The sequence below is a fragment of the Streptomyces sp. NPDC005494 genome, from assembly GCF_042872025.1.
Classification (GTDB): Bacteria; Actinomycetota; Actinomycetes; order Streptomycetales; family Streptomycetaceae; genus Streptomyces.
This window is the reverse complement of sequence record NZ_JBIAJR010000003.1, coordinates 319,283-346,008: the sequence shown is the minus strand read 5'-3', so window position 1 is coordinate 346,008 and position 26,726 is coordinate 319,283. Positions and strand designations below refer to the sequence as shown.

Annotated in this window: 25 protein-coding genes; 16 read left to right on the top strand and 9 right to left on the bottom strand. The window is 70.6% G+C overall.

Annotated elements, in window-relative coordinates; translation table 11 throughout:
* Positions 1-24: 24 nt before the first annotated feature.
* Together ACFYQ6_RS11540 and ACFYQ6_RS11535 are read left to right on the top strand one after the other, a co-directional pair.
* On the top strand, positions 25-780 hold the full coding sequence (locus tag ACFYQ6_RS11540; protein ID WP_361580028.1) for an IclR family transcriptional regulator: 756 nt from the start codon (positions 25-27) through the stop codon (positions 778-780).
* Between the two features lie 213 nt (positions 781-993).
* A complete protein-coding gene (locus ACFYQ6_RS11535) occupies positions 994-2,178 on the top strand; it encodes a 4-hydroxybenzoate 3-monooxygenase (protein WP_388762628.1) in 1,185 nt (394 codons plus the stop codon).
* Between the two features lie 930 nt (positions 2,179-3,108).
* On the opposite strand, the gene ACFYQ6_RS11530 is transcribed toward ACFYQ6_RS11535, so the two are convergent.
* Together ACFYQ6_RS11530 and ACFYQ6_RS11525 are read right to left on the bottom strand one after the other, a co-directional pair.
* Entirely contained in the window at positions 3,109-3,522 is a 414-nt protein-coding gene (locus ACFYQ6_RS11530) for a DNA-binding protein (protein ID WP_361580024.1), read from the bottom strand.
* Positions 3,504-3,788: a hypothetical protein gene (locus tag ACFYQ6_RS11525; RefSeq protein WP_361580022.1), complete on the bottom strand. Its 285-nt coding sequence runs from the start codon at positions 3,786-3,788 to the stop codon at positions 3,504-3,506. Before ACFYQ6_RS11525 ends, ACFYQ6_RS11530 begins: the two co-directional genes overlap by 19 nt.
* Positions 3,789-4,235: 447 nt before the next feature.
* Between ACFYQ6_RS11525 and ACFYQ6_RS11520 the strand changes: the two genes are divergently transcribed.
* Both ACFYQ6_RS11520 and ACFYQ6_RS11515 read left to right on the top strand, forming a co-directional pair.
* Positions 4,236-4,487 (top strand): hypothetical protein, encoded by a 252-nt coding sequence (locus ACFYQ6_RS11520; RefSeq protein WP_388762625.1) that lies wholly within the window; start codon positions 4,236-4,238, stop codon positions 4,485-4,487.
* Positions 4,487-4,879 (top strand): DNA-binding protein, encoded by a 393-nt coding sequence (locus ACFYQ6_RS11515; protein ID WP_388762622.1) that lies wholly within the window; start codon positions 4,487-4,489, stop codon positions 4,877-4,879. Before ACFYQ6_RS11520 ends, ACFYQ6_RS11515 begins: the two co-directional genes overlap by 1 nt.
* Positions 4,880-5,011: 132 nt before the next feature.
* Here ACFYQ6_RS11515 and ychF read toward each other — a convergent pair whose 3' ends face one another.
* On the bottom strand, positions 5,012-6,100 hold the full coding sequence (gene ychF / locus ACFYQ6_RS11510) for a redox-regulated ATPase YchF (protein WP_145803583.1): 1,089 nt from the start codon (positions 6,098-6,100) through the stop codon (positions 5,012-5,014).
* 231 nt (positions 6,101-6,331) lie between these two features.
* On the opposite strand from ychF, the gene ACFYQ6_RS11505 reads away from it, so the two are divergent.
* Positions 6,332-6,952 carry a DUF6542 domain-containing protein gene (locus ACFYQ6_RS11505; protein ID WP_361580018.1) on the top strand — a complete coding sequence of 207 codons (621 nt, stop codon included), beginning with the start codon at positions 6,332-6,334 and terminating at the stop codon, positions 6,950-6,952.
* 26 nt (positions 6,953-6,978) lie between these two features.
* Here ACFYQ6_RS11505 and ppgK read toward each other — a convergent pair whose 3' ends face one another.
* Both ppgK and ACFYQ6_RS11495 read right to left on the bottom strand, forming a co-directional pair.
* Complete coding sequence (gene ppgK / locus ACFYQ6_RS11500) at positions 6,979-7,716, bottom strand: polyphosphate--glucose phosphotransferase (protein ID WP_361580016.1); 738 nt, start codon at positions 7,714-7,716, stop codon at positions 6,979-6,981.
* Positions 7,717-7,847: 131 nt separating this feature from the next.
* Positions 7,848-8,888 carry a 4-hydroxy-3-methylbut-2-enyl diphosphate reductase gene (locus ACFYQ6_RS11495; RefSeq protein ID WP_388762617.1) on the bottom strand — a complete coding sequence of 347 codons (1,041 nt, stop codon included), beginning with the start codon at positions 8,886-8,888 and terminating at the stop codon, positions 7,848-7,850.
* 78 nt (positions 8,889-8,966) lie between these two features.
* On the opposite strand from ACFYQ6_RS11495, the gene ACFYQ6_RS11490 reads away from it, so the two are divergent.
* From ACFYQ6_RS11490 to ACFYQ6_RS11475, 4 genes are all read left to right on the top strand, one after another.
* The gene (locus ACFYQ6_RS11490) at positions 8,967-10,310 is read left to right on the top strand and encodes an APC family permease (RefSeq protein WP_361580014.1); all 1,344 of its coding nucleotides are present in this window, start codon (positions 8,967-8,969) and stop codon (positions 10,308-10,310) included.
* 234 nt (positions 10,311-10,544) lie between these two features.
* The gene (xseA, locus tag ACFYQ6_RS11485; RefSeq protein WP_361580012.1) at positions 10,545-11,756 is read left to right on the top strand and encodes an exodeoxyribonuclease VII large subunit; all 1,212 of its coding nucleotides are present in this window, start codon (positions 10,545-10,547) and stop codon (positions 11,754-11,756) included.
* Positions 11,757-11,796: 40 nt separating this feature from the next.
* A complete protein-coding gene (locus tag ACFYQ6_RS11480; RefSeq protein WP_361580010.1) occupies positions 11,797-12,054 on the top strand; it encodes an exodeoxyribonuclease VII small subunit in 258 nt (85 codons plus the stop codon).
* Positions 12,055-12,424: 370 nt separating this feature from the next.
* Positions 12,425-13,015 (top strand): malonic semialdehyde reductase, encoded by a 591-nt coding sequence (locus tag ACFYQ6_RS11475; RefSeq protein ID WP_356737838.1) that lies wholly within the window; start codon positions 12,425-12,427, stop codon positions 13,013-13,015.
* A gap of 72 nt (positions 13,016-13,087) precedes the next feature.
* Here ACFYQ6_RS11475 and ACFYQ6_RS11470 read toward each other — a convergent pair whose 3' ends face one another.
* Positions 13,088-13,609, bottom strand: a complete 522-nt coding sequence (locus ACFYQ6_RS11470) for a DUF4245 domain-containing protein (protein WP_361580007.1) — start codon at positions 13,607-13,609, stop codon at positions 13,088-13,090.
* A gap of 144 nt (positions 13,610-13,753) precedes the next feature.
* Between ACFYQ6_RS11470 and glpX the strand changes: the two genes are divergently transcribed.
* Positions 13,754-14,785: a class II fructose-bisphosphatase gene (gene glpX / locus ACFYQ6_RS11465; protein WP_145803600.1), complete on the top strand. Its 1,032-nt coding sequence runs from the start codon at positions 13,754-13,756 to the stop codon at positions 14,783-14,785.
* 203 nt (positions 14,786-14,988) lie between these two features.
* Here the strand turns inward: glpX and ACFYQ6_RS11460 are convergent, their stop codons facing one another.
* Together ACFYQ6_RS11460 and ACFYQ6_RS11455 are read right to left on the bottom strand one after the other, a co-directional pair.
* A complete protein-coding gene (locus tag ACFYQ6_RS11460) occupies positions 14,989-15,360 on the bottom strand; it encodes a WhiB family transcriptional regulator (protein WP_361580005.1) in 372 nt (123 codons plus the stop codon).
* Positions 15,361-15,523: 163 nt separating this feature from the next.
* Positions 15,524-16,195 carry a DUF1707 domain-containing protein gene (locus ACFYQ6_RS11455; protein ID WP_361580003.1) on the bottom strand — a complete coding sequence of 224 codons (672 nt, stop codon included), beginning with the start codon at positions 16,193-16,195 and terminating at the stop codon, positions 15,524-15,526.
* Positions 16,196-16,389: 194 nt separating this feature from the next.
* Here ACFYQ6_RS11455 and ACFYQ6_RS11450 point away from each other — a divergent pair, with 194 nt between their 5' ends.
* The 4 genes from ACFYQ6_RS11450 (at position 16,390) to ACFYQ6_RS11435 (ending at position 22,790) form a co-directional block, all read left to right on the top strand.
* Positions 16,390-18,057 (top strand): fumarate hydratase, encoded by a 1,668-nt coding sequence (locus ACFYQ6_RS11450; protein ID WP_388762611.1) that lies wholly within the window; start codon positions 16,390-16,392, stop codon positions 18,055-18,057.
* A 220-nt stretch (positions 18,058-18,277) separates the two neighbouring features.
* Positions 18,278-19,681, top strand: a complete 1,404-nt coding sequence (locus ACFYQ6_RS11445; protein ID WP_361579999.1) for a class II fumarate hydratase — start codon at positions 18,278-18,280, stop codon at positions 19,679-19,681.
* A 44-nt stretch (positions 19,682-19,725) separates the two neighbouring features.
* Positions 19,726-20,442: a DUF402 domain-containing protein gene (locus ACFYQ6_RS11440; RefSeq protein WP_361579997.1), complete on the top strand. Its 717-nt coding sequence runs from the start codon at positions 19,726-19,728 to the stop codon at positions 20,440-20,442.
* A 380-nt stretch (positions 20,443-20,822) separates the two neighbouring features.
* The gene (locus ACFYQ6_RS11435; protein WP_388762606.1) at positions 20,823-22,790 is read left to right on the top strand and encodes a SpoIIE family protein phosphatase; all 1,968 of its coding nucleotides are present in this window, start codon (positions 20,823-20,825) and stop codon (positions 22,788-22,790) included.
* Between the two features lie 165 nt (positions 22,791-22,955).
* Here ACFYQ6_RS11435 and ACFYQ6_RS11430 read toward each other — a convergent pair whose 3' ends face one another.
* Entirely contained in the window at positions 22,956-25,163 is a 2,208-nt protein-coding gene (locus tag ACFYQ6_RS11430) for a transglycosylase domain-containing protein (RefSeq protein ID WP_361579993.1), read from the bottom strand.
* A 222-nt stretch (positions 25,164-25,385) separates the two neighbouring features.
* Here ACFYQ6_RS11430 and ACFYQ6_RS11425 point away from each other — a divergent pair, with 222 nt between their 5' ends.
* Positions 25,386-26,357: an SPFH domain-containing protein gene (locus tag ACFYQ6_RS11425; RefSeq protein WP_361579991.1), complete on the top strand. Its 972-nt coding sequence runs from the start codon at positions 25,386-25,388 to the stop codon at positions 26,355-26,357.
* Positions 26,354-26,632 carry a hypothetical protein gene (locus tag ACFYQ6_RS11420; RefSeq protein WP_388762603.1) on the top strand — a complete coding sequence of 93 codons (279 nt, stop codon included), beginning with the start codon at positions 26,354-26,356 and terminating at the stop codon, positions 26,630-26,632. The genes ACFYQ6_RS11425 and ACFYQ6_RS11420 overlap by 4 nt, the downstream gene beginning before the upstream one ends.
* Positions 26,633-26,726: the final 94 nt, after the last annotated feature.

Below are 26,726 nucleotides of genomic sequence, written 5' to 3'. Positions count from 1 at the left end.
GTGGAGCGGGAGCGGAGGCGGACGATGGCGAACTCGCCTTCCGGGGAGTCGGTCACCGAACGGATCGTTCGCGTCCTCGAGACGTTCGACGCCGACCGCACCGTGCAGACCGCGACGGAGATCAGCCGTCGCGCGCACCTGCCCTCCTCCACCGGGCACCGGATGGTGGCCGACCTCCTGGAGTGCGGTCTGCTGGAGCGCGACGAGGACCAGCGGGTACGCCTGGGCATGCGCCTGTGGGAACTGGCCCTGCGCGGCTCGCACGCCCTGCGCCTGCGGCAGGCGGCGCTGCCTCTCATGGAACGCGTCCAGGCCCGGTTGCGGGAGCACACCCAGCTCGCGGTGCTGGAGAACGACGAGACGCTCTTCATCGAGCGCCTGTCCCACCCGCATGCCGGCGCGAACATCACCCGGATCGCCGGCCGTCTGCCGCTGCACGCCTCGTCGTCGGGACTCGTCCTGCTCGCCCACAGCCCGGAGGAACTGCGGGAACGCATCCTCGCCGGGCCGCTCGACGCGGTGGCTGCGGGAACCGAGACCGACCCGGCGCGGCTGCGCCGCGACCTGGCCCGGATCCGCCGTGAGGGCGTCGTGGTGGCACCGGGATCGGTCGAGGCCGTCTCGACCGGGGTCGCCGTGCCCGTACGAGAGGGACGCGGCCCGGTGATCGCGGCCCTGTCGGTGGTCCTGCCCCGGGACGCGCCGACCGGGCTCGCGGTCGAGGAGCTCCGAGCGGCGGCGGCCCGTATCTCGGCGACCATGGGCACGCTCCGCCCGTAGTCGCCCGCGCCGGACACCCCGGCACCCGGCCGGCATGGACCTGGCCACGCGCGTCCTGCCGGCGTGGCCTTCGGGGAACGACCCGCGCAACCGGGCCGCGCCGGGGGTACCGCCCGGAAATCCGATTCCCGTTCAATGGGACCACTGGTCGTCGGCGGCGTCCCGCTGGGCCAGACTCCCTGCCAACCCCGTCGGCCCGTCGAAGGAAACGACATGCCTGTACGCACCCGTGTCGCCGTCATAGGCGCAGGACCCGCCGGCCTGCTGCTCTCCCACCTGCTGGACCGGTGCGGCATCGAGTCGGTCGTGATCGACTCCCGCACCCGCGAGCAGATCGAGACCACCATCCGGGCAGGGATCCTGGAGCAGGGCACCGTCGAGGTCCTCTCCGAGACGGGCGCGTCGGACCGTGTCCTGACGGTCGGCCAGAAGCACGAGGGCATCGAGCTCCGCTTCGGCGGCGAGGGCCACCGGATCGACTTCACCGACACCGTCGGACGCGCGGTGTGGCTGTACCCGCAGCACGAGGTCCTGAAGGATCTCGTCGCAGCGCGTCTCGCCGCCGACCAGGACCTGCGCTTCGGGGTGACCGCCGAGCGCGTCGAGGACGCGGAGAGCAGCCGGCCACGCGTCGTCGCCCGGGACGCCGAGGGCAACGCGATCGAGATCGAGGCCGACGTCGTGGTCGGTGCGGACGGCTCGCGCGGCGTCGCCCGCAAGGCCGTGACGGGCGCGTACGGCGGCTACTTCCGGGAGTACCCGTTCGCCTGGTTCGGCATCCTGTGCGAAGCGCCGCCCAGCGCCGAGGAACTCATCTACAGCAACTCGCCGGACGGCTTCGCGCTCATCAGCCAGCGCAGCCCCGACGTGCAGCGCATGTACTTCCAGTGCGACCCGGACACCGACACCGAGGCGTACAGCGAGGAACAGCTGTGGGAGATGCTCCAGGCCCGCGTACCCGGCACCACCCTCCACGAGGGCCCGATCTTCCAGCGGGACGTGCTGCGCTTCCGCAGTTTCGTGGCGCACGAGATGCGCCGCGGGCGCGTCGTCCTCGTCGGCGACGCGGCCCATACCGTCCCGCCCACCGGCGCCAAGGGCATGAACCTCGCCGTAGCCGACGTGGTCCTGCTCACCGACGCGCTGCGGAGCCTGCTGCTCGACCGGGACGAGACCCTGTTCGACGCCTTCGCCGAAACCGCCCGGCAGCGCATCTGGAAGGCGCAGCACTTCTCCTGGTGGTTGACGAACATGCTCCATGTGCAGCCTGGCGCAAGCGACTTCGACCGCATGCGCCAGATCGGCGAACTGCGGAGCGTCGTCGAGTCGCGGGCAGGCAGCACCTATCTCGCGGAGGCGTACACGGGCCGGCCCCTGCCGGGAACCGGCCCTCGCTGACAGCCGCCGGCCACGGACGGCCTCACCGAGATCGTGGCCGCCTACGAGCCGCTGAGGAAGGCCGGAGTCCAGGCCGCGCAGAGCGAACTGTGCAGTACGGGAAGACCGATACCGCGGCCGCAGCCCATGGGCCTGACCAAACCCCTCCACGGCCGAGCCCTGCGCATCATCCAAACCCTCATCACCCCACCGGAGCACAAGGGGCCACAAGGCAGCGCTCGGAACCACACAAGGCGCTCCCCCACCCCATCGGCGCCGCAAGGCCCCACCGCACTTCTCCATCACCGCCCAAGGCGAAAGCGTCGGATTCCTCGTCCTTCAAGAACAAGATCGCAGCGAACACGTCCCCACTGACAAGGAGCTCGCCGAGGCCAAGAAGTACTCATGGATGCGCATCGCCCGCTTCGACCACACCCCTCCAGCCGTCTGCGTTTCATGCTCCGCGGCGGCAGCCCGCACCGTGCAAGCGAATGGGCGGATCTCCCCGACCGGCCTCTGGAAGAACAACTCGCCGAGATCATGCAGGAGGTCGGTCTCCGTGGCGAAGCCGCGGAGCGTAAACCCCTTGCAGACCAGAAAGCCAGAGAGGTACAAGCAAAAGCGCTGGGAAGCCGCCATGCAGGGAGCCCACGCCGCCTACGCCCACGCCTACCGCGTCAAACACCTCGGGGAACAGACAGACACCTGGTACCAGGCCAGCCGCCTGACCGAATACATCGCAGCAGTACGCGACCACGCCACATCGCTTCCGCCCGGGCAGGAGCGGACCGAGATCGAGGCGTGGCTCGCGTTCGCGGAGGCGTACCTCCAAATCCGCTGCAACATAGCGGCGGATCGCCGGTTACCGAAACCGGTGGTCCGCCGAATACTGGTAGCTCCACCGCCACTCACTGATCAACCGTCGAAAGGCAGAAGCCGGACCAGGGGAATTCACACCGCCACGAGCCGGACCCGCTCGCCGCACAGCTTGGCCATGTCGTCAATAGCGGAAGTCAGCATGACCACGGGGCGGTGCTGTCGCAGCGCGGCCTCGGCGACGGCCGCATCGATCGCGCACTTGCGTCCGTGCAACCCGGCGTTCATCAGCAACGTCGAGGCAGCCCTCGCCTCCTCGTCACCGACCGGGACGACCCGCAGCCCGGAAAGCACCCAGTTCAGGCGGGACGTGTTCGTACGGGCGTGGACGGCTTCGATGATGGTGAGCGCACTGCTCACGACCTCCATGCCGCGTGAGCGCGCCTCAGCGATCAGAGCCACCACGTGCTCGTCGTCGGTGAGCAGCTTCGAGAGCCCTTCGCTGTCCAGGACGAGCGTCCCCTCGTGACTCAGCTTGCGGCGGGCCACTCGCCCTCCTCGGCGAACACCTCGTCGAAGACCTGCCGCGCCCGCTGACGAGTCTGCTCGGAAACCGGCCCCTTGCGGCTCTCGTAGTCCGCCAGATACTCGTCAAGCACCTGCCCGCGCAGCTCACGCTCGACCGCCTCGGCGATGAACGCGGAGAACTCCCTCTTCCCCACCCGCGCCCGGATCGCCTCCGCGGTCCCCTCCGGCAGCGACAGGCTCACCCGCGTCGCCGGGCCTTCCCCGATGCTGTACGTCGTCTCAGCCATGGCCCCGATTGTGTCAAACGAGTAGGAAAGGCGCCACGCCCGCACTACCTTCACACTCGGCCATCGCCCCGCTCGCGCAAATCCCAGCACGGCCATCCCGATCCCATCCCGATCCCATCTGGGCCCCATCCCAGCACGGGAAAACCAAGGGCCCGACTCCGAAGAGTCGGGCCCTCTCTGACCTGCATGTTTGCCACGTCAGCGACGCGGTGACATGTCAGCCACTACACGTTGAAGCGGAACGTATGCGGCCAGATCCTGACCTGCGGCGGAGCCCTGCCTAGGGCCCTGACCAGCCATTTCTCCGTTGGCTCGCGTTGGCCTGCGACGGGCGCTTACGGGTGTCCTGCGGACTCTCTGCGGACCGGACGGATACCCGTCCACACAGTCCGCGCGGCCACGACCATCTACACCCAGAGACTTACGACCACCGGTAGCATGGGCACCATGAGCAGTAGCAAGAAGTACTCGATCAGCCTGCCCGAGGAACTCGCCGAAGCCGCACGCGCCCACGTCGGGCCCGGCGGTTTCTCCTCCTACGTCGCCGAAGCCCTCGAACAACGGGTCGCCATGGACAAGCTCCGGGAGATCGTCGCCGACTTCGCGACCGACAATGACGAGCTCACCCGCGAGGAGGTCGAAGCCGCCCGCGCGCTGCTGCGCCATGACCACCGGCAGGTCGGCGGGGCCGCAGCCTGATGCCCGGCACCCTGCTGCTCGACAGCGAAGGCCTCTCCAAGCTCTACCGCAAGGACCGCACCGTCATAGCCCTGATCCAAGCGGCATCGGAGGAAGGCATCCGTGTGGCCACAAGCGCCATGACCACCCTCGAGGCCGACTACGAGCGCATCCACCCCGCCCGGCTCAAGTGGGTCCTCTCCCGCGTCGACGTTCACGACGTCACCAAGGAGATCACCGATCAGGCCGCAGCCCTCCTGCGCAGCCACCGCCTCCACGGCCACAAGTACGCCATCGACGCCGCCTTCGCCGTCATCGCCCGCACCGCACCCCAGCCGGTCACCGCCCTGACCTCCGATCCCGAGGACCTGACGCTCCTGTGCGGCCCCGCCGTAGATGTCGTCAAAGTCTGAACGCCGACCGCAGTCGCGCCAACCAGACCCGTCACCAACAGCTCAGCGCTTCGCGGCACAAGGACTCCACGCGGACGTACACCTGCGCCCGACCCACCAACAAGCGGGCCGGGCGCAGGTCTTGACTGCCCGTCAGACGTTGAAGCGGAACTCCACCACATCGCCGTCCTGCATCACGTAGTCCTTGCCCTCCATGCGCGCCTTGCCCTTCGCGCGGGCCTCGGCGACCGAGCCGGTCTCGACGAGGTCCTCGAAGGAGACGATCTCCGCCTTGATGAAGCCCTTCTGGAAGTCGGTGTGGATCACACCGGCCGCCTCCGGGGCCGTGGCGCCCTTCTTGATCGTCCAGGCGCGGGCTTCCTTCGGGCCTGCCGTGAGGTAGGTCTGGAGGCCCAGGGTGTCGAAGCCGACGCGGCCGAGGGTGGCCAGGCCGGGCTCTTCCTGGCCCATGGACTGGAGGAGTTCGAGGGCCTCGTCGTCGTCGAGTTCGATCAGCTCGGACTCGATCTTGGCGTTGAGGAAGATGGCCTCCGCCGGGGCGACCAGGGCGCGCTGCTCGTTCTTGAAGTCCTCGTCGACCAGCTCGTCCTCGTCGACGTTGAAGACGTAGAGGAACGGCTTCGTCGTGAGCAGGTGCAGCTCGTGGAGCAGGCGGCCCTTCTCGGTGCCGGCGGTGATGCCCTTGGAGAAGAGGGTGTCGCCCGCTTCGAGGATCTTCTGGGCCTCCTCGACGGCGGCGAGGACCGCGACCTTCTCCTTCTGGAGGCGGGATTCCTTCGTCAGGCGCGGGACGGCCTTCTCGACGGACTGGAGGTCGGCGAGGATCAGCTCGGTGTTGATCGTCTCGATGTCGTCCTTGGGCGAGACCTTGCCGTCGACGTGGACGACGTTCTCGTCCTTGAAGGCCCGGATGACCTGGCAGATGGCGTCGGACTCGCGGATGTTCGCGAGGAACTTGTTGCCCAGGCCCTCGCCCTCGCTCGCGCCGCGCACGATGCCGGCGATGTCGACGAAGTCGACGGTCGCGGGGAGCAGCTTCTGCGAGTTGAAGATCTCGGCGAGCTTGTCCAGGCGCGGGTCGGGGACGCCCACGACGCCGACGTTCGGCTCGATGGTGGCGAACGGGTAGTTGGCCGCCAGCACGTCGTTCTTGGTCAGGGCGTTGAACAGGGTCGACTTGCCGACATTCGGCAGGCCGACGATTCCGATCGTGAGCGACACTTTGGCGACTTCCTGAAGTGAGGAGAGGGGGCTGTGCGGGCGGGCCGCGCGTGGACCCGATTCTCCAGTTTACGGGCGGGGCCGGGCGCCCCGTCACGGGTGCGGACGCCGGGCTCTTCCCGGGGCCGAACGGTTGTGTTTCGGCCGTGTGGCCTCGAACGCAGAGCCAAGGTCATCCAAAGGGCGTGTCCCGCACCCGCGGGAGACCGTCCCGCGACCTAGGTTGTCGGGGTGGAGCAGCACAGGACACGTACCCCGCAGCGCAGGCAGCCCTCGCAGGTGGCGCCTCCCCCGCCCGGTGGCCTCGGTGAGGGCACGGCGGCGTCCGCCTTTCCGGTGACGGTGGCGGTCGCCCCCGCGTCGGCGCCGGGCCAGGGGGCGGCAGGGCCCCGCTCGGGCTCCGTGGCGCCCTGGGTGCTCGCGCTGCGGAGGTTTCCCAACCCCAGGCTGACCGGCATCGGTGCCGGGCTCTTCGCGGCCCTGACCATGTTCCTGCTGGCCTGCCTGGACCAACTGCTCCTCGGCGGTTCCGAGGCCGTGTACGGGGTGCTGTTCCTGCTCGTCAGCGCCCTCACCGCCTACTGGGTCCGGCCCGCCGACCTGGTGACCGCCCCGATCATCGTGCCCATCGCCTTCGCGGTGGGCGTGATCCCCGTCGCCGGGGGCACCGGCGGCTTCGGCGGGCAGGCGATGGCCGTCGTGACCGCGCTCGCCGTCCATGCCGGCTGGCTGTACGGGGGCACGCTCGTGGCGGGTCTCATCGCCTCCGTACGGAAGATCCGGCAGATGCGGGAGCGGCAGCGGCACCTGGTCAGGGCCGACCGGGCCGCCGCACGCCGCCCCCGCCCGTAGGGCTTCCCCTCCGGGTCAGGCCGGGCTCACTTGCCGGCGGCCGCCATGGCCGCGCCGACGATCCCGGCGTTGTTCTGGAGTACGGCCGGGACCATCTCGGCCCGTACGTGTTCGATCAGCGGCAGGAACTTCTCCGCCTTGCGGCTGACGCCGCCGCCGATGATGAAGAGTTCGGGCGAGAACAGCATCTCCACGTGCACCAGGTACTTCTGCACCCGGTGCGCCCAGTGCTGCCAGCTGAGGTCCTCGTCCTCCTTGGCCTTCGTGGAGGCGCGCTTCTCCGCGTCGTGACCGTGCAGCTCCAGGTGGCCGAGCTCGGTGTTGGGGACGAGGTGCCCGTCCGTGAAGACCGCGCTGCCGATGCCCGTACCGAGGGTCAGCATGATCACGGTGCCCTTGCGGTCGCGGCCCGCACCGAAGGTCATCTCGGCGATGCCCGCCGCGTCGGCGTCGTTGAGGATCGTGACGGGCCGGCCGATGCGGTCGCTGAGCAGCGCCCGGGCGTCCGTGTCGATCCACCCCTTGTCCACGTTGGCCGCGGTCCTCGTGATGCCGCCGGTGACGACCCCGGGGAACGTGATGCCGACCGGTCCCTGCCAGTCGAAGTGGCCGACGACCTCGGCCACACCTGCGGCCACGCTGTCGGGCGTGGCCGGGTGAGGTGTCAGTACTTTGTGGCGCTCCTGCGCCAGCTCTCCGCGGTCCAGGTCCACGGGCGCACCCTTGATGCCCGAACCGCCGATGTCCACACCGAAAATCTCCATGTGATCCACGGTACGGGCAGGTGGCGCGTATCACTCCCCGGAGGGTCGATCCGGGGAGCGCGCCCGGGTTGTCCGGCGAGGAGGCTGGGTTGTCCGGCGGAGAGCCGGGGTTGCTCGGCGGAGAGCCCGGGTCACCCGGCGGAGAGCGCGGCGGCCTCGGCACGCAGGTCGCGCCGGAGCTCCTTGGGCAGCGAGAAGGTGATCGACTCGTCGGCGGTCTTCACCGTCTCCACGTCGGCGTAACCTCGCTCGCCCAGCCACTCCAGGACGCCGTCGACCAGGACGTCGGGGACCGAGGCTCCCGAGGTGAGGCCGACGGTGGTGACGCCTTCCAGCCATGCCTCGTCGATCTCGTCGGCGAAGTCGACCAGGTGGGCGGCGGGCGCGCCCGCGTCGAGGGCGACCTCGACCATGCGGATCGAGTTGGAGGAGTTCTTGGAGCCCACGACGATGACCAGCTCCGCGTCCTCGGCCAGCTTCTTCACCGCGATCTGACGGTTCTGCGTGGCGTAGCAGATGTCGTCGCTCGGCGGGGAGAGGAGGTTCGGGAACTTCTGCTTGAGCGCGCCGACGGTCTCCATCGTCTCGTCGACGGAGAGCGTGGTCTGGGAGAGCCAGACGACCTTCGACTCGTCGCGGACCTCGACGTTCGCGACGTCCTCGGGACCGTCGACCAGCGTGATGTGGTCGGGCGCCTCGCCGCTCGTGCCGATGACTTCCTCGTGGCCCTCGTGCCCGATCAGGAGGATGTCGTAGTCCTCCTTGGCGTAGCGGACGGCTTCCTTGTGGACCTTGGTGACCAGCGGGCAGGTCGCGTCGATGGTGGCGAGCTTGCGCTCGGCGGCCTCGGCGTGGACGGTCGGGGCGACTCCGTGCGCGGAGAACATCACGATGGAGCCCTCGGGCACCTCCGCGGTCACGTCGACGAAGATCGCGCCCTTCTTCTCGAGCGTCTGCACGACGTACTTGTTGTGCACGATCTCGTGGCGGACGTAGATCGGGGCCCCGTACTGCTCCAGGGCCTTCTCGACGGCGATCACGGCGCGGTCCACGCCCGCGCAGTAGCCACGGGGCGCGGCGAGCAGGACACGGCGGGTGTTACTGCGGCGCGTAGCGCCTCCACTCGGGGCGGCGGCGGGTGACGGGCTGGGCGTAGCAGTCATGCGTCCCATCGTAAGGCCGTACCGAACAGGCGCCGGATCGGCATGGTCGGGAGACTGATGCGTACGCGATCAAGCGATGGAGGGTTCATGGCCGGCAGCAGCACGGACGAGGGAAGGCTGCACCGCACACTCGGGTTCAGGGACCTGGTGGTCTACGGGTTGCTGTTCATCGCACCGATGGCCCCGGTCGGCGTGTTCGGCACCCTGGACGCCAAGTCCGGAGGGGCTGTGGCGCTGGTGTATCTCGTGGCGACGGTCGTGATGGCCTTCACCGCGTTCAGTTACGCGCAGATGGTGCACGTCGCCCCGCTCGCCGGGTCGGTCTTCGCGTACGCCCGCAAAGGGCTGGGGGAAGGACCCGGGTTCATCGCCGGGTGGATGGCGATGCTCGACTACCTGCTCATCCCCGCGGTCGCCTACCTCTTCTCGGGGATCGCGATGAACGCGCTGGTGCCCGAGGTGTCGCGGTGGGTGTGGACGGCGATCGCCGTCGTCGTGACGACCGCCCTCAACCTCTGGGGCGTGCGGGCGGCCGCCCGGGTCGGCTTCGCGGTGCTCGCCATGGAGATCGTGGTGCTGCTGGTGTTCGTGGTGTCGGCGGTGGTGGTGCTGGCCAGGGACGGGGCGCAGCGGGGCTGGCTGACGCCGCTGACCGGGGACTCCGCGTTCTCGATGACCGCGGTGCTGGGGGCGGTGTCCGTCGCGGTGCTCTCGTATCTGGGCTTCGACGCGATCGCCTCCTTCGCCGAGGAGGTGACGGGCGGCTCGGCGAAGGTGGCGCGGGCCGTCCTGTTCTGTCTGGTGCTCGCCGGGGTGCTCTTCGTGGCCCAGTCGTATCTGGCGGCGCTGCTGGAGCCGGTGTCCTCGGCGGAGCTGGCGGCGGATCCGGAGAAGCAGGGATCGGCCTTCTACGACGCGGTGGACGCCTCGGTCGGGACCTGGCTGCACGACCTGGTGGCCGTGAGCAAGGCGATCGGCGCGGCGTTCGCGGCGCTGGCCGGGCAGGCGGCTGCCGGGCGACTCGTGTTCGCGATGGCCAGGGAGCGGCGGCTGCCCTCGTTCCTCTCCCAGGTCGATTCCAGGTCCGGGGTGCCGCGGGTGGCGATCACGGGGGCCGCGGTGGTGACCCTGGTGGCGGCGGTCTGGGCGGCCCGGCGCGACGACGGGCTCGACCATCTGGTGTCGGTGGTGGACATCGGCGCGCTCACGGCGTTCGTGCTGCTGCACGCGTCGGTGGTCGGCTGGTTCGCCGTACGCCGGATGGAGGGCCCGCCGAGCTGGTGGCGGCACGTGCTGATGCCGGTGGTGGGTGCGGCCATCCTGATCGCGGTGATCCTGGAGGCGACGACGAGCGCCCAGCTGGTCGGGCTGTGCTGGCTGGGGATCGGGCTGGTGGTGCTGGCGGTGCAGTGGGGGCGGCGGTCCGCCTAGCGTCCGCCGCCCGGGCGGCTGGCGGTGCGGTGGGGCCGCCGGGCCTCCTGGCGTCCGCCGCCCGGGCGGCTGGCGGTGCGGTGGGGCCTCCTGGCGTCCGCCGCCCGGGCGGCTGGCGTCCATCGCGCGGGCGGCCCGGAACCGCGGGCGGCCGGCGCGGCCGGCGCTGCGGGCGTCCGGCACGGCCCGGACGAAGAGCCCTGTTTGTCGGTCGCGGCCGATACGCTCGCCCGTATGGCTCTCACTACGTCCCCGGAAGCCCCGCTGCCCGTCGGCGACGTGTCACGCCTGATCGGCGGCTGGATCGACCGGCTCGGCGCGGTCTGGGTGGAGGGGCAGATCACCCAGCTGTCGCGCAGGCCGGGCGCCGGGGTGGTGTTCCTGACGCTGCGCGACCCCTCCCACGACATCTCGGTGAGCGTGACCTGCTTCCGGCAGGTCTTCGACCGGATCGCCGATGTGGTGACGGAGGGCGCGCGGGTGGTCGTGCTCGCGAAGCCCGAGTGGTACGCCCCCCGGGGGCAGCTGTCCCTGCGGGCCACCGAGATACGGCCGGTGGGCATCGGCGAGCTGCTGGTGCGGCTGGAACAGCTGAAGAAGTCGCTGGCGGCCGAGGGCCTCTTCGCCCTGGACCGCAAGAAGCCGCTGCCGTTCCTGCCGCAGCTGATCGGCCTGGTGTCCGGGCGCGCGTCGGCGGCGGAGCGCGATGTGCTGGAGAACGCACGACGGCGCTGGCCCGCCGTGCGCTTCGAGGTGCGCAACACGGCCGTGCAGGGTGTGCACGCGGTGAATCAGGTGGTCCAGGCGGTCAAGGAGCTGGACGCGCTGCCCGAGGTGGACGTGATCGTCGTCGCCCGTGGCGGCGGCAGCGTGGAGGATCTGCTGCCGTTCTCGGACGAGGAGCTGATCCGCGCGGTGGCGGCCTGCCGTACCCCGGTGGTCTCCGCCATCGGGCACGAGCCGGACTCGCCCCTGCTCGACCTGGTGGCCGATGTGCGGGCGTCGACGCCTACGGACGCGGCGAAGAAGGTCGTCCCTGACGTGGGCGAGGAGCTCGACCGCGTGCAGCAGCTGCGGGACCGGGCGCTGCGGACCGTGCGGGGGCTGATCGACCGGGAGGAGCGAGGGCTGGCGCACGCGCTGGGCCGGTCCTCGATGGAACACCCGCACCGGATGGTGGACGAGCGGGCCGCGGAGGTCGACGCGCTGGTGGGGCGCAGCCGCCGGGTGCTGGGGCATCTGCTGGACCGCGCGGATTCGGAGCTCGCGCACACCAGGGCCCGGGTGGTCGCGCTGTCGCCCGCGGCCACGCTGGAGCGCGGGTACGCGGTGCTCCAGCGGCCGGACGGCCACGTGGTGCGCTCCCCCGAGGAGGCCGGGGCGCCGGGCGACGAACTGCGCGCGCGGGTCTCCGAGGGCGAGTTCACCGTACGGGTCGCGGAGTGAGGGGCCGGGTCTGTCGGACCCCGCGCATAGGGTGGACGGCATGACGGACGACGGGACGACGACGGCTGCCGCGACGGGCACGCTCGGATACGAGCAGGCGCGGGACGAGCTGATCGAGGTCGTACGCCGCCTGGAGGCGGGCGGCACGACGCTGGAGGAGTCGCTGGCCCTGTGGGAGCGCGGCGAGGAGCTGGCGAAGGTGTGCCGGCACTGGCTGGAGGGAGCGCGCGCCCGCCTGGACGCGGCGCTGGCCCGCCCGGAGGAGCCCACGCCGGACGGCGGCGGCAGCACGGACTGAGGGGCGCGCCCGGCGGTCCCGGACGCGGTCTCGTAACGGGGCGAGCAGGCAGCGGTCCCTGTACGCCCAGGGCCCGTAGGCAGCGTCCCTGTACGCCCGGGCCCGTAGGCAGCGTCCCGGTACGCCCGGGCCCGTAGGCAGCGTCCCGGTACGCCCGGGCCCGTAGGCAGCGTCCCCGTACGCCCGGGCCCGTAGGCAGCGGTCCCGACGGTGGGTCAGGCACCGCGTTCTCGTTCATCGCGTCCTTCATGCGGCGAAGGCTGTGCGGTGGATCACTCCGGGGTCGATTTAGTTGAAATTTAATCTATTACTCGGCTACGGTGATCACATCGCTCGACCCCCTGCATTCGTTCGGAAGGTACTGCTCCAGATGTCCCTCGTTCTTGACCCCGCCGCCCAGGACCTCCTCTTCCGCGAGGCCCGCACTGCCAACACGTTCACCGACGAGCCGGTGACCGACGAGCAGGTCCAGGCGATCTACGACCTGGTCAAGTTCGGCCCCACCGCCTTCAACCAGTCGCCGCTGCGCGTCGTCCTGGTCCGCTCGGCCGAGGGCCGCGAGCGCCTGGTCAAGCACATGGCCGAGGGCAACCGCCCGAAGACCACGGCCGCCCCGCTGGTCGCCCTCCTGGTCGCGGACCACGAGTTCCACGAGGAGCTCCCGGCGCTCCTGCCGCACTTCCCGCAGGCCAAGGACGCGTTCTTCTCCGAGCGCCCGGTCCGCGAGCAGTCCGCCGCCCTGAACGCCGCGCTCCAGGCCGCCTACTTCATCATCGGCGTCCGGGCCGCCGGCCTGGCCGCCGGCCCGATGACCGGCTTCGACGCCGCGGGCATCGAGAAGGAGTTCCTGGACGGCGACCACAAGCTGCTCATGGCCGTCAACATCGGCAAGCCCGGCGAGGACGCCTGGTTCCCGCGCCTGCCCCGCCTGTCCTACGACGAGGTCGTCACGACCGTCTGATCCCTCAGGCCGCGCATACGGAAGGGCCCCCGACGCCGAGCGTCGGGGGCCCTTCCGTATGCGCGTGGGGCCTCAGGAGGCCGTCTTCAGTGCCGCGGCCATCTCCGTCAGGCTCTCCATCGGGGCCGAGCCGGTGACGACCGTGGTGACACCCTCGGCGTGCAGCACGAGGGCGTCGTACTTCGGGCCCTCCCAGCGCTGCCACTCCTCGCCGGCGACTTCCTGGGTGCGGCCGGTGTCCTCGGCGTCGTGACTGACCTCGGGGACGTACTTCTTCGCGGGGGTCGTGGACTGCTCCACCGCGACGTACCGGCCGTCCGGGTCGAGGAAACCCAGGTGCCAGCCCGCACCCGCCTGGCTCTCGTACGAGACGGAGGTCGGCTTCCAGTCCTTCGACAGCCCGGCCGGGGCCGCGACGGGATACGGCGCGGCGCGACGGGCCGTCGCGAGCTCGACCCGGTAGTCGACCGCCTTGATCGGGTCGGCCTTGTCGTCGTGCGGGATGAAGATGTAGACGACGCCCGCCACTGCGGTGATCACGAGCATCGACAGGAACATGTCCCGGACGGTCTGCTTGCCTCGCATGCTTGCCACGGACCCAATGGTGGCATGAGCCCCCGGGCGCCCCTCCAGCGGGCATCCGCTCATTCGTGACCCGCTCTGCTCATTTTATCGACCTACCGATAGAGTCACAGCACCCTCTTTTCCGGTCGTCGTCGTACAGAAAGGTGCGCTCCGATGTCCGAGCATCATCTGCCGTCCCAGCTCGAGGTCTCCCCGGAGGCCCCAGACCGCAACCTGGCCCTGGAACTGGTCCGGGTCACCGAGGCCGCCGCCATGGCCGCCGGACGCTGGGTCGGCCGCGGCGACAAGATCGGCGCCGACGGCGCCGCCGTGAAAGCCATGCGCACCCTCGTCTCCACGGTGTCGATGAACGGCATCGTCGTCATCGGTGAGGGCGAGAAGGACGAAGCCCCCATGCTGTTCAACGGCGAGCGGGTCGGCGACGGCACCGGAGCCGAGGTCGACATCGCCGTCGACCCGATCGACGGCACCACACTCAACGCCAAGGGCATGCCCAACGCGATCGCCGTCCTGGCCGCCGCCGACCGCGGCGCGATGTTCGACCCGTCCGCGGTCTTCTACATGGACAAGCTGGTCACCGGGCCCGAGGCGGCCGACTTCGTCGACATCAACGCCCCCGTGTCCGTGAACATCCGGCGCGTCGCCAAGGCCAAGAGCTCCACCCCCGAGGACGTCACCGTCGTCATCCTCGACCGCCCGCGGCACGACGGCATCGTCAAGGAGATCCGGGAGACGGGCGCCCGGATCAAGTTCATCTCCGACGGCGACGTCGCCGGCTCGATCATGGCCGCACGCGAGGGCACCGGCGTCGACCTGCTCATGGGGATCGGCGGAACCCCTGAGGGCATCATCTCGGCCTGCGCCATAAAGTGCCTCGGCGGTGTCATCCAGGGCAAGCTCTGGCCCAAGGACGAGGCGGAGCGGCAGCGTGCGCTGGACGCCGGTCACGACCTCGACCGGGTGCTCTCGACGGACGACCTCGTCAGCGGGGACAACGTGTTCTTCGTCGCCACCGGGATCACCGACGGCGAACTCCTGCGCGGTGTGCGGTACCGCGCGGAGACGGCGACCACGGAGTCCCTGGTGATGCGGTCCAAGTCCGGCACGATCCGGAAGATCGACTCGACACACCGGCTCTCGAAGCTGCGCGCCTACAGCGCCATCGACTTCGACCGCGCCAAGTAACCGCCGACTGAGCAGCTGAGCGGCCGGGCAACCCAGCCGAGCCGAAGGGCCGGGCACGACGGCCGGGCACGGCGGCCGGGCAGGAGAGCCGGGCAAGGGGCCGGGTGTCCGCGTCGCGTGACCGCGCCGCCTCAGGAGACCCGGCCGAACGGATGTGGGGGCCGCCCGCGCGGGCGGCCCCCACATCCGTTCGCGCGCGAGGCTCAGCCGGCCGCGGCTATCCGCTCCGCCGGGGCGGCGGCCTTGAGCTCCATGTCCCGCCGGCGGCGCCGGGCGAGCACCACCCGGCGTTCGGCGGCGGTCAGTCCGCCCCAGACCCCGTAGGGCTCGGGCTGTATGAGGGCGTGCTCCCGGCACTCGACCATCACCGGGCACCTCGCGCAGACCTGCTTCGCGGCCTCTTCGCGGGAGAGCCGGGCAGCGGTAGGCTCCTTCGACGGAGCGAAGAACAGCCCGGCTTCGTCCCGGCGGCACACCGCCTCCGAGTGCCAGGGCCCCGCCTGGTCCTCCCGCGCGGGAGTGCGCTGGGAAGGAACGGCGGCGACCTGCAGGGGCTGATGCGGCGAATGCAGCACGGTCCACTCCTGACGACGGCTTGGGCTTCGTGAGCGCGAGACGATGCAGCTGTCCCTACCCGCTGTACGCACGCCTATGCACTGAGTGGCGCCGCCTTCGGCCTCGCGCAAGGCCGCCGAATCGGAATCTGGCCGAAAATCGCGCCGTCCCCGCCGACCGCCGTCAGTGGCCGAGGTGCTTGCGCAACTGCTTGTGCAGATTGGCAATGAGCTTGCCACGCTTGGGTTTTGCCTCGACGCTGCCGAGAACGGAGTAGCCGTTCACGATGACCACCGGTGCTTCCGGGTCGGCGGATTCCAGTGTGTCGACTTCGAAATTGCCGAAAATGCCCGTACCGCTGCCGCGCAGCGAGATGTTCTCGGGCACCTTGATCTCGACGCTGCCGAAGACGGAGGTGGCGTTGATGACCGTGAGCCGCTGGCCGAACAGCGCCTCGGTCAGGTCGATCTCGACGCTGCCGAAGACCGCGAAGGCGTTCGTACGGCCACTGACCCGCCAGCGCCCCTTGCGGGTGGAGCTGCTGAACACCGCCACCAGATTCTCGGCGGGCCCGGTCGGGGCCTCGGCGTCGTACCCGTAGGCCGGGGCGGAGGGGCGGGCGGGGCCGGGCTGTACCGGCAGGTCCCGCACCAGCGGCTCGAGTTCGCCCACGGTCTTGGCCCGGTAGACGAGGTCGACCCGCTCGGCATGCTCCTCGGCGGTCAGCCGGCCCTCGGCCATGGCCTCGCGCAGGATGTCCGCGATCCGGTCCCGGTCCGCGTCGGACGCTCGGATTCCGGCAGGCGCGGGACCGGCCGGAGCGACGGGCTGCTGGGGCTGCTTCTCGAGGTCCACCGGACCAGCTTACTCAAACGCGATAGATCGCGACCAGTACCCGCGCGCGTCCCCCGGCCCGGATTGCGGCCGGGAACTGCCGGCCTTCCGGGTGAGCCTTACCTCACAGACCCGGCGGGCCCCGGGGGTTCTACCCTGGTGGATGCGCTGCCCAAGGGTGGTCAGCCGCTGTCGCCGAGTGAGGAATGGCCGTAATGCCAGAGTTTGCGTACTCCGATCTGCTCCCCCTGGGAGAGGACACCACGCCGTACCGGCTGGTGACCGCCGAGGGCGTCTCGACCTTCGAGGCCGACGGCCGTACGTTCCTCAAGGTGGCTCCGGAGGCTCTGCGCACCCTCGCGGCCGAGGCCATGCACGACATCTCGCACTATCTGCGCCCCGCCCACCTGGCGCAGCTGCGCCGCATCGTGGACGACCCCGAGGCCTCGTCCAACGACAAGTTCGTCGCGCTGGACCTGCTGAAGAACGCGAACATCGCCGCCGCGGGCGTCCTCCCCATGTGCCAGGACACCGGTACGGCCATCGTCATGGGCAAGCGCGGGCAGAACGTCCTCACCGAGGGCGGTGACGAGGAGGCGCTGTCGCACGGCATCTTCGACGCCTACACCGAGCTGAACCTGCGCTATTCGCAGATGGCGCCGCTGACCATGTGGGACGAGAAGAACACCGGCTCGAACCTCCCGGCGCAGATCGAGCTGTACGCGACCGACGGCGGCGCGTACAAGTTCCTCTTCATGGCGAAGGGCGGCGGCTCGGCGAACAAGTCGTTCCTCTACCAGGAGACCAAGGCGGTCCTGAACGAGACCTCCATGATGAAGTTCCTGGAGGAGAAGATCCGTTCGCTGGGTACGGCGGCCTGCCCGCCCTACCACCTGGCGATCGTGGTCGGCGGCACGTCGGCCGAGTTCGCGCTGAAGACCGCGAAGTACGCCTCCGCCCACTACCTCGACGAGCTGCCCGGCGAGGGTTCCCCGACCGGCCACGGCTTCCGGGACCACGAGCTGGAGCAGAAGGTCTTCGAGCTGACCCAGAAGATCGGCATCGGCGCGCAGTTCGGCGGCAAGTACTTCTGCCACGACGTCCGGGTCGTCCGCCTCCCCCGGCACGGCGCCTCGCTTCCCGTCGCGATCGCCGTGTCCTGCTCGGCCGACCGCCAGGCGACCGCCAAGATCACCGCCGAGGGCGTGTTCCTGGAGCAGCTGGAGAAGGACCCGGCGCGCTTCCTCCCGGACACCACCGACGAGCACCTGGACGAGTCCGGTGACGTGGTGAAGATCGACCTGAACCAGCCGATGGACGACATCCTGGCCGAGCTGACCAAGTACCCGGTCAAGACCCGGCTCTCGCTCACCGGCCCGCTGGTCGTGGCGCGCGACATCGCGCACGCCAAGATCAAGGAGCGGCTCGACGCGGGCGAGGGGATGCCGCAGTACCTCAAGGACCACCCGGTGTACTACGCGGGCCCGGCGAAGACCCCCGAGGGCTACGCCTCCGGCTCCTTCGGCCCGACGACGGCCGGCCGCATGGACAGCTACGTCGCCCAGTTCCAGGCCGCGGGCGGGTCCAAGGTCATGCTCGCGAAGGGCAACCGCTCCCAGCAGGTCACCGACGCCTGCGACGCGCACGGCGGTTTCTACCTCGGCTCGATCGGCGGCCCCGCCGCGCGTCTGGCCCAGGACTGCATCAAGAAGGTCGAGGTCGTCGAGTACGAGGAGCTCGGCATGGAGGCGGTCTGGCGGATCGAGGTGGAGGACTTCCCCGCGTTCATCGTCGTCGACGACAAGGGCAACGACTTCTTCACCGAGCCCGCCCCGGCGCCGACCTTCACCAGCATCCCGGTCCGCGGTCCCGGCCTCGGCTGACCGCCCGGACGCAGTGTCCCCAGGGGTGCCCCGCCACGGCGGGGCACCCCTGGGGTGTTCCCGGGGCCCTCCGACGGCGCCCGACCCGCCGCGTATGTCCGGCCGGCGGCCCGCGTGCGGATATTTTCTGGCGGACGGCGCCCGGGAGGCGCCCGGCGGGACACCCGGGGAATACGGGGAACGGACCACGCGCTCATCAGCATCAGGAGGTTTGCACACCATGGACGGATCGGCCGAGGAAACGAAGTACCGCGTCGAGCACGACTCGATGGGCGAGGTGAGGGTGCCCGCGCACGCCAAGTGGCGGGCGCAGACACAGCGCGCGGTGGAGAACTTCCCCATCTCCGGGCAACGGCTCGAGCGGGCCCACATCGAGGCCCTGGCCCGGATCAAGGCCGCCGCGGCCAAGGTCAACGCAGAGCTGAAGGTGCTGGACCCCGAGATCGCCGACGCCGTCCAGGCGGCCGCCGCCGAGGTGGCGGAGGGGCGCTGGGACGAGCACTTCCCCGTCGACGTGTTCCAGACCGGTTCCGGCACGTCCTCGAACATGAACACCAACGAGGTCGTGGCCACGCTCGCCGCCGAGCGGCTGGGGCGCGAGGTGCACCCCAACGACCACGTGAACGCCTCCCAGTCGTCCAACGACGTGTTCCCCTCCTCCATCCACATCGCCGCGACCGCGGCCGTCACCGCGGATCTGATCCCGGCGCTCGAACACCTGGCCGCCTCCCTGGAGCGGAAATCGGCCGAATTCGCGGACGTCGTGAAATCGGGCCGTACGCATCTGATGGACGCCACTCCCGTCACCCTGGGCCAGGAGTTCGGCGGCTACGCGGCCCAGATCCGCCACGGCGTGGAGCGGCTGCGCTCCTCGCTCCCCCGCCTCGCCGAACTCCCCCTGGGGGGCACGGCGGTGGGGACCGGGATCAACACGCCGCCCGGCTTCTCGGCCGCCGTGATCGCCGAGGTCGCCCGCACCACGGGGCTCCCGCTCACGGAGGCCCGCGACCACTTCGAGGCGCAGGGGGCCAGGGACGGACTCGTGGAGACCTCCGGCCAGCTCCGTACCGTCGCCGTGTCGCTCACCAAGATCTCCAACGACCTGCGCTGGATGGCGTCGGGGCCGCGCACGGGGCTGGCCGAGATCAATCTGCCCGATCTCCAGCCCGGCTCCTCGATCATGCCGGGCAAGGTCAACCCGGTCGTCCCGGAGGCCGTGCTGATGGTCGCGGCCCAGGTGACGGGCAACGACGCCACGGTCGCCGCCGCCGGGGCCGCGGGCAACTTCGAGCTCAACGTGATGCTCCCGGTGATCGCGAAGAACCTCCTGGAGTCGGTGCGGCTGCTCGCCAACGCCTCCCGGCTGCTCGCCGACCGCACGGTCGACGGCATCACGGCCAACGCGGAGCGGGCGCGGCAGTACGCGGAGTCCTCGCCCTCGGTGGTGACCCCGCTGAACAAGTACATCGGCTACGAGGAAGCGGCGAAGGTCGCCAAGAAGTCCCTGGCCGACGGCACGACGATCCGGGAGACCGTGCTGGCCGGGGGTTACGTGGAGCGCGGTGACCTGACGCGGGAACAGCTCGACGCGGCCCTCGACGTGTTGCGTATGACCCGGCCATGACGCGCGGGGCGGCGCGCCGGGGGCGACGTCCCTAAGATCTCTTCATGACAGCGACGGAAGCGGGTACGGGAGCAGGCACCCCGGCGGGTGCGGGTGACGGCGGCCACTGGGCACCGGGGGACCAGATCCTCTGGCGCTACCGGGCCAACGGCAGGCCGGGCGGCGGTGGCCCCGCGGTGCACATCTGCCGCCCCGTCACCGTCGTCCAGGACACCGACGAGCTGCTGGCCGTCTGGATGGCGTCCGGCACCGAGTGTGTGCGGCCGGTCCTGGCCGACGGCACCCAGGTCCACGCCGAACCGCTCGCCACCCGCTACACCCGCCCGCGCACGACGGTGCGCTCGCGCTGGTTCGGCTCGGGTGTGCTCAAGCTCGCCCGGCCGGGTGACCCGTGGTCCGTCTGGCTGTTCTGGGACCGCGGCTGGCTCTTCCGTAACTGGTACGTCAACCTGGAGGAGCCGAGGTCACGCTGGTCCGGCGGGGTTGACTCGCAGGACCACTTCCTCGACATCTCCGTGCGTCCCGACCACAGCTGGGAGTGGCTCGACGAGGACGAGTTCGCCCAGGCGCAGCGGGTCGGGCTGATGGACGCCGCCACCGCCGGGCGCGTGCGTGAGGCGGGCCTGGCGGCCGTCGAGGTGATCCGGCGCTGGGGCCCGCCGTTCAGCGACGGCTGGGAACACTGGAGGCCCGACCCGCGGTGGCAGGTGCCCGCGCTGCCGGATGACTGGGACCGCGCCCCCGCCCCCACGCCGTCGTGAGACCCTTGATGCACCCCAGGGGGGCAAACGTAGGATCGGCCTCCATGGACAGCTTCGCCGGACCGCTTCACCGCAACCGGCCCGAACGGCCGGGGACCTGACCACCAGTCACCGCACGCACCGCACGAGTCACACGGGCCACGAAGCCGGGTGGGCCGTGCGGTCGCACGAACCACTACGAGGGGTGGAGACGTGCTTGCTTTCCGCTGCCCCGCCGCCGGGAGACGCCGTAGGAGACCGCACGGCGGCCGTACGGTTTCGGCCCCTTTCCCGAGGGCATCCGGTGACAGCCGTTGTTCTCGGCGCTCCTGCCGGGGCACAGTGGCGCCTCACAAGGTGATTGCCTCATACAACCGGCCCGGACGGACGGAACCCCACGCGTGACGGAGCATCCCACCTCCCACGAAGGCCGGCAGCCGCTCGCTGCCCGGCCTCAGGAACGCGCCCGGCCCCGGCAGCAGGAGGCACCGCCGAGCGCCGCGGCCACCGCCGCGATCCCCGGCCCCTCCCGGGTGCCCGGCGCCGCGGCCGAGGCCGCGGTGAATCCTGCCGCGAACACCGCGGCGGTCCCGAATCCCGCTCCGGGCGCGGCCGCGGACTCCGCCGCGCCCGGCGCCGACACCCATGCGGTCAGCCGCCGCGAGGGCGACCGGCTGCGGTTCGTGGGCGCGGCGACCCGCCGGATCGCCAGGGGCATAGACCTGGACGAGATCGTGCTCGGCCTGTGCAGGGCGAGCGTGCCCACGTTCTCCGACGCCATACTCGTCTATCTGCGCGACCCGCTCCCGGTGGGCGACGAGCGGCCGGTGAGTCCGTTCGTGCTGCGGCTGCGGCGTACGGACAGGCTGCGGCTGCCCGACGAGGAGAGCGAGAGCGGTTCGGACGGCGAGCGGCTGCGGCTGCCGGTCACGGACCCGCAGGCCGGGCTGCTGCCGGCCGCCGACCTGTGCGAGATCCGGGCGGGCGGCGCGCTCGCCGAGGTGCTGCGCGGGGTACGGCCCGTCTTCGGGGACTCCGCCGCCGCCCGCGTCGCCCTGCCCGAGCTGCTGGGGGCCGGCCGGACCGTACCCACCGGGCACCGCGCGATCCTGGCACCGCTGCGCGGCCGGCGGCGGGTGATCGGTGCCGCCGTCTTCCTGCGGGGCACGGACCGTCCGCCCTTCGAGGCCAACGACCTGCTGGTCGCCGCCCAGCTGGCCACGCACACCGCGCTCGGCATCGACAAGGCCGTGCTGTACGGCCGCGAGGCCTACATCGCAGACGAGTTGCAGCGCACGATGCTGCCCGACTCCCTGCCGCAGCCCACCGGCGTACGCCTGGCCTCGCGCTATCTCCCGGCCGCCGAGACGGCCCGGGTCGGCGGGGACTGGTACGACGCGATCCCGCTTCCCGGCAGCCGGGTCGCCCTGGTCGTGGGTGACGTGATGGGTCACTCCATGACGTCCGCGGCGATCATGGGCCAGCTGCGCACCACCGCGCAGACGCTGGCCGGCCTCGACCTGCCGCCGCAGGAGGTCCTGCATCATCTGGACGAGCAGGCGCAGCGGCTCGGCAGCGACCGCATGGCGACCTGTCTGTACGCGGTGTACGACCCGGTCGCGCACCGGATCACGGTCGCCAACGCGGGCCATCCGCCGCCCGTGCTGCTGCACCTGGGCGGCCGGGCCGAGGTGCTGCGGGTGCCGCCGGGGGCTCCCATCGGGGTCGGCGGGGTCGACTTCGAGGCCGTCGAGCTGGACGCGCCGGCCGGGGCCACGCTGCTGCTCTACACGGACGGCCTGGTGGAGTCCCGTATGCGGGACGTCTGGACGGGCATCGAGATCCTCCGGGAGCGGCTCGCGGCCACCGCGCAGCTGACCGGGCCGGACCACTCGCCGCCGCTGGAGGCTCTCTGCGACGACGTGCTGGACATGCTCGGCCCGGGAGACCGTGACGACGACATCGCCCTGCTGGCCGCGCGCTTCGACGGGATCGCGCCCAGCGATGTCGCCTACTGGTCCCTGGAGCCGGAGGACGCGGCGCCGGGCCGGGCACGCAGGCTGGCCCGCAGGGCGCTGAGCCGGTGGGGTCTGGACGATCTGTCGGACGAGGTGGAACTGCTGGTCAGCGAGGTGGTCACCAACGCGGTGCGCTACGCGGAGCGGCCGGTGACGCTGCGGCTGCTGCGCACCGAGATCCTGCGCTGCGAGGTCGGCGACGACTCGCCGCAGCTGCCCAGGCAGCGGCGCGCGCGGGAGACCGACGAGGGCGGGCGCGGGCTGTTCCTGGTGAACCGGCTGGCAAGGCGGTGGGGCGCGACCCGGCTCTCGACGGGCAAGGTCGTCTGGTTCGAGATGGCCACCCCCTGATCGTCCTTCCGACGCCGGCTCCACGTGTTGCCGACATCCTGTCGGCGGAGCTGACCTGGGGCGTGGACGGAGCGACCTGACCGGCTGTGGCGAAGAAGGTGGACGGCCGCTGCCGCCGGACACACACGAGGGGCGGGTGCCGGCCGGCACCCGCCCCTCGTGTGTCTACTGACCCAGCAGATTCTCCGCGCCCGGCCGCTCGCCGGGCGGCTGGTCCCCGTCACCGGGGTCCTTGGTCGTGCTGGGCGTCGTGCTGGGCGTCCCGGAGGGGGTCTCGCTCGGCGTCTGCGCCGGCGGCGACTCCTCGCTCGGGGTCTCGCTCGGCGTCTGTGAGGGCGTCTCGGGCTCCTCGGACGGGGTCTCGGAGGGCTCCTCGGACTCGGAGGGGGTCACCGAGGGGCTCTCGGTCACCGCCGTCTCGCCACGCTCGACGCCCTCCAGGTCGAAGGCCGCGTCGGAGCCGCCGCCGAGCGCGCCGAGGGTGTAGTCCGCCCAGATCCTCGCGGGGAAGCCGCCACCGTTGGCGCGGCCCGAGTTGGCCGTGCCGGTCAGCGTGACCTGGCCTCCGCCGTCCCTGGTGGACTCGCCGAACAGGGCGACGACCGTCGTGAGCTCCGGGGTGTACCCGGCGAACCACGCCGCCTTGTTGTTCTCCGACGTACCCGTCTTGCCCGCCGCGTCGTAGGCGGAGGTGTTCGCCGCACGGCCGGAGCCGATGTCGACCACCTCGGTCAGCGCCTTCGTCACGGTGTCGGCGGACGCCCGGCTGATCACCTGGCCGCCGGTGCCGTCGACGGGCTCCATGGTGCGGTCACGGTGCTCGGCGGACTTGACGATGGTCGGGGTGACCTTCTTGCCGTGGTTGTCGAGGGTGGCGTAGACCCCGGCCATGTCCCACGTCGAGGCGTTCATGGTGCCGAGCGTGATCGCGGGCCGCTCGGGGAAGTTCTTGTCCGGTACGCCGAGGGCGAGGGCGGTCTTTTTCACCGCGCTCGGGGTGACGTCGACGACCATCTGCGCGAAGACGGAGTTGATCGACTTGTCCATCGCCGTCTGGACGGTGGGGCTGTCGTAGCTGATGTCGTCCTCGTTCTGCGGGGCGAACGGGGTGTCGCTGCCGACGACGGGGCGCTTGCTGGTGCCGTCGTACACGGTGTTCAGACCGATCAGGTCGCCGTTCTGGGTCCTCGACCCGTTCTCCAGCGCGGAGGCGAGCACCAGCGGCTTGAAGGTGGACGCGGGCTGGTAGTCCTGCCGGGTGGCGTTGGATATCCAGTGCTCGGTGGCACCGACTCCGCCGTAGAGGGCGACGACCTTGCCCGTCCTGGGGTCGACGGAGGTGGCACCCGCCTGGACGGTCGCGTCGACCTTGCTGGCCTTGCGGTCGAGCTGGTCCTCCAGCTGGGCGTCGACCGACTTCTCCAGCTGCTTCTGCTTCTTCTTGTCGATGTTGAGGGTGATGGTCCAGCCGCCGGCGTCGAGCATCTCCTCGGTGACGCCCTGGCGCTCCATCTCGTCGTTCGCGGCCTCGACGAGGTAGCCGGTCTGGCCGTCCATGCCGGGGGCCGCCTTGGGCGAGTCAGGGACGGGGAAGGTCAGCTTGTCCCGCTCGGCCTGGTCGAGCCAGCCCTCGTCGACCATGTTGTCCAGCGTGTAGGCCCAGCGCTCCTTGACCAGCTTCTTGCCGGTCTTGGAGGCGACCGCCCAGTCGTACTGGCTCGGGGCCTGGAGCAGCGCGGCGAGGTAGGCGCCCTGGGAGGTGTCGAGGTCCTTGGCGTCGACGCCGTAGTAGGCCTGTGCGGCCGCCTGGATACCGCTCGCACCGCGCCCGTAGTACACGGTGTTGAGGTAGCCGGCGAGGATGTCGTCCTTCTTCATCCGCTGGTCGACCTTGAGCGAGATCACCAGTTCCTTGAGCTTGCGGGTGACCGTCTGGTCCTGCGTGAGGTAGTAGTTCTTCACGTACTGCTGGGTGATCGTGGAGCCACCCTGCTTGCCCTTGCCGGAGAGGGTGTTGAGCAGACCGCGCGTGGTGCCCTTGAGGTCGACGCCCTGGTCCCGGTAGAAGGACTTGTTCTCGGCGGCGACGAAGGCGTGCTGGACGCTCTCGGGTACGACGCCGAGGTCGACTATCTCCCGGTTGACCTCGGAGTTGCTCCGGGCCAGCAGCGTGCCGTCGCTGTACTTGTAGACGTTGCTCTGCTTCTGGGCCTGGTCGTTGGCCTCAGGCACGTCGACGTACATGTAGAGCGCCGCGAAGGCCCCCATGACGAGCAGGCAGAGTCCGAAGAACGTACCCAGGATCTTCCGCCACGTGAAGAGCCGGCGTTTGCCACCGCTCCTGGCAGCCCGTCGCGCATCCGCTCGGCCCATCGCTGTGGTGCTCCTGTTCTTCTGCTCGTACCGCTCCGGTCAGACCTGCCAGCTAACACCGAAAGCCTGGACAAATGACAAGCGATCCGGTCTTTTCCGGACGTGAGAATCAGCACCCGGTCCTGAAGGAACCGACTCGCGAGGGATGCGCAAGGTTGCGAAACCCGTTAATGTGTAATCACATTGCTAGCGCGGCGCTATGCCGCACGAAACGGGGGACCCATGTCCGCACAGCACGGCCTTCCCAGCACCACCGATCCCGGCGCCGACCTGACCCCGGACGCGCCCGAGATGCCTGCCCCGCAGGTCAGGGAGACGACCGCTCATTCCATCCCCGGCGGTCTGGGGCTCCTGCTGACCGTCCTCGGGGTGTTCCTCGGCGTGGCCCTGGCCATCGTCGGCGGCGTGCTCGGCTCCGACGGGCACAACGGCGTCGGCATCCCGCTCTTCGTCCTGGGCCTGCTCCTGACCGTCGCCTCCTTCTTCTGCATGAGCGGTGTGAAGATGGTCGCTCCGGGCGAGGCCCGGGTCATCCAGCTCTTCGGCCGGTACGTCGGCACGATCCGCGCGGACGGCCTGCGGTGGATCAACCCGCTGACCTCCAGCCGCAAGATCTCCACCCGTGTCCGCAACCACGAGACGGCCGTCCTGAAGGTCAACGACGCGTACGGCAACCCGATCGAACTGGCCGCGATCGTCGTCTGGAAGGTCGAGGACACGGCGCAGGCGCTCTTCGAGGTCGACGACTTCCTGGAGTTCGTCGCCACCCAGACCGAGGCGGCCGTCCGGCACATCGCGATCGAGTACCCGTACGACGCCCACGAGGAGGACGGTCTCTCGCTGCGGGGCAATGCCGAGGAGATCACCGAGAAGCTCGCGGCGGAGCTCACCGCCCGGGTGCAGGCGGCGGGCGTACGGATCATCGAGTCCCGCTTCAGCCACCTCGCGTACGCCCCCGAGATCGCCTCCGCGATGCTCCAGCGGCAGCAGGCGGGCGCGGTCGTCGCGGCCCGGCAGCAGATCGTCGAGGGTGCGGTGGGCATGGTCGAGATGGCGCTGACCCGGATCGCCGAGCAGGACATCGTCGAGCTCGACTCCGAGCGCAAGGCGGCGATGGTCAGCAACCTGATGGTGGTGCTGTGCGGTGACCGCGCCGCGCAGCCGGTCCTGAACACGGGCACGCTCTACCAGTGACGGACGAAGCGACTCCTCCCGACGCCGGCGCGGGCCGGCCGGCCCGGCGCGGCCCCGCCCGCAAGCAGATGCTGCTGCGGCTGGATCCGGCGGTGCACGACGCGCTGGCACGGTGGGCGTCGGACGAGCTGCGCAGCGCGAACGCGCAGATCGAGTTCCTGCTGCGGCGCGCCCTCGCGGAGGCGGGCCGGCTCCCGGGGGGCGCGGCACCCATCCCCCGCCGGGGCCGGCCGCCGAAGTCCCCTCCGGGGGAGCAGCCGGGGCCCACCGGGTGACTGCGCACCGCCGGCCCCCGGGTGGGAACCCCGGGGGCCGGCATGCTCACGCACTCGTATACATGCCAGGTATACACACCGTGTACAGTGCGCC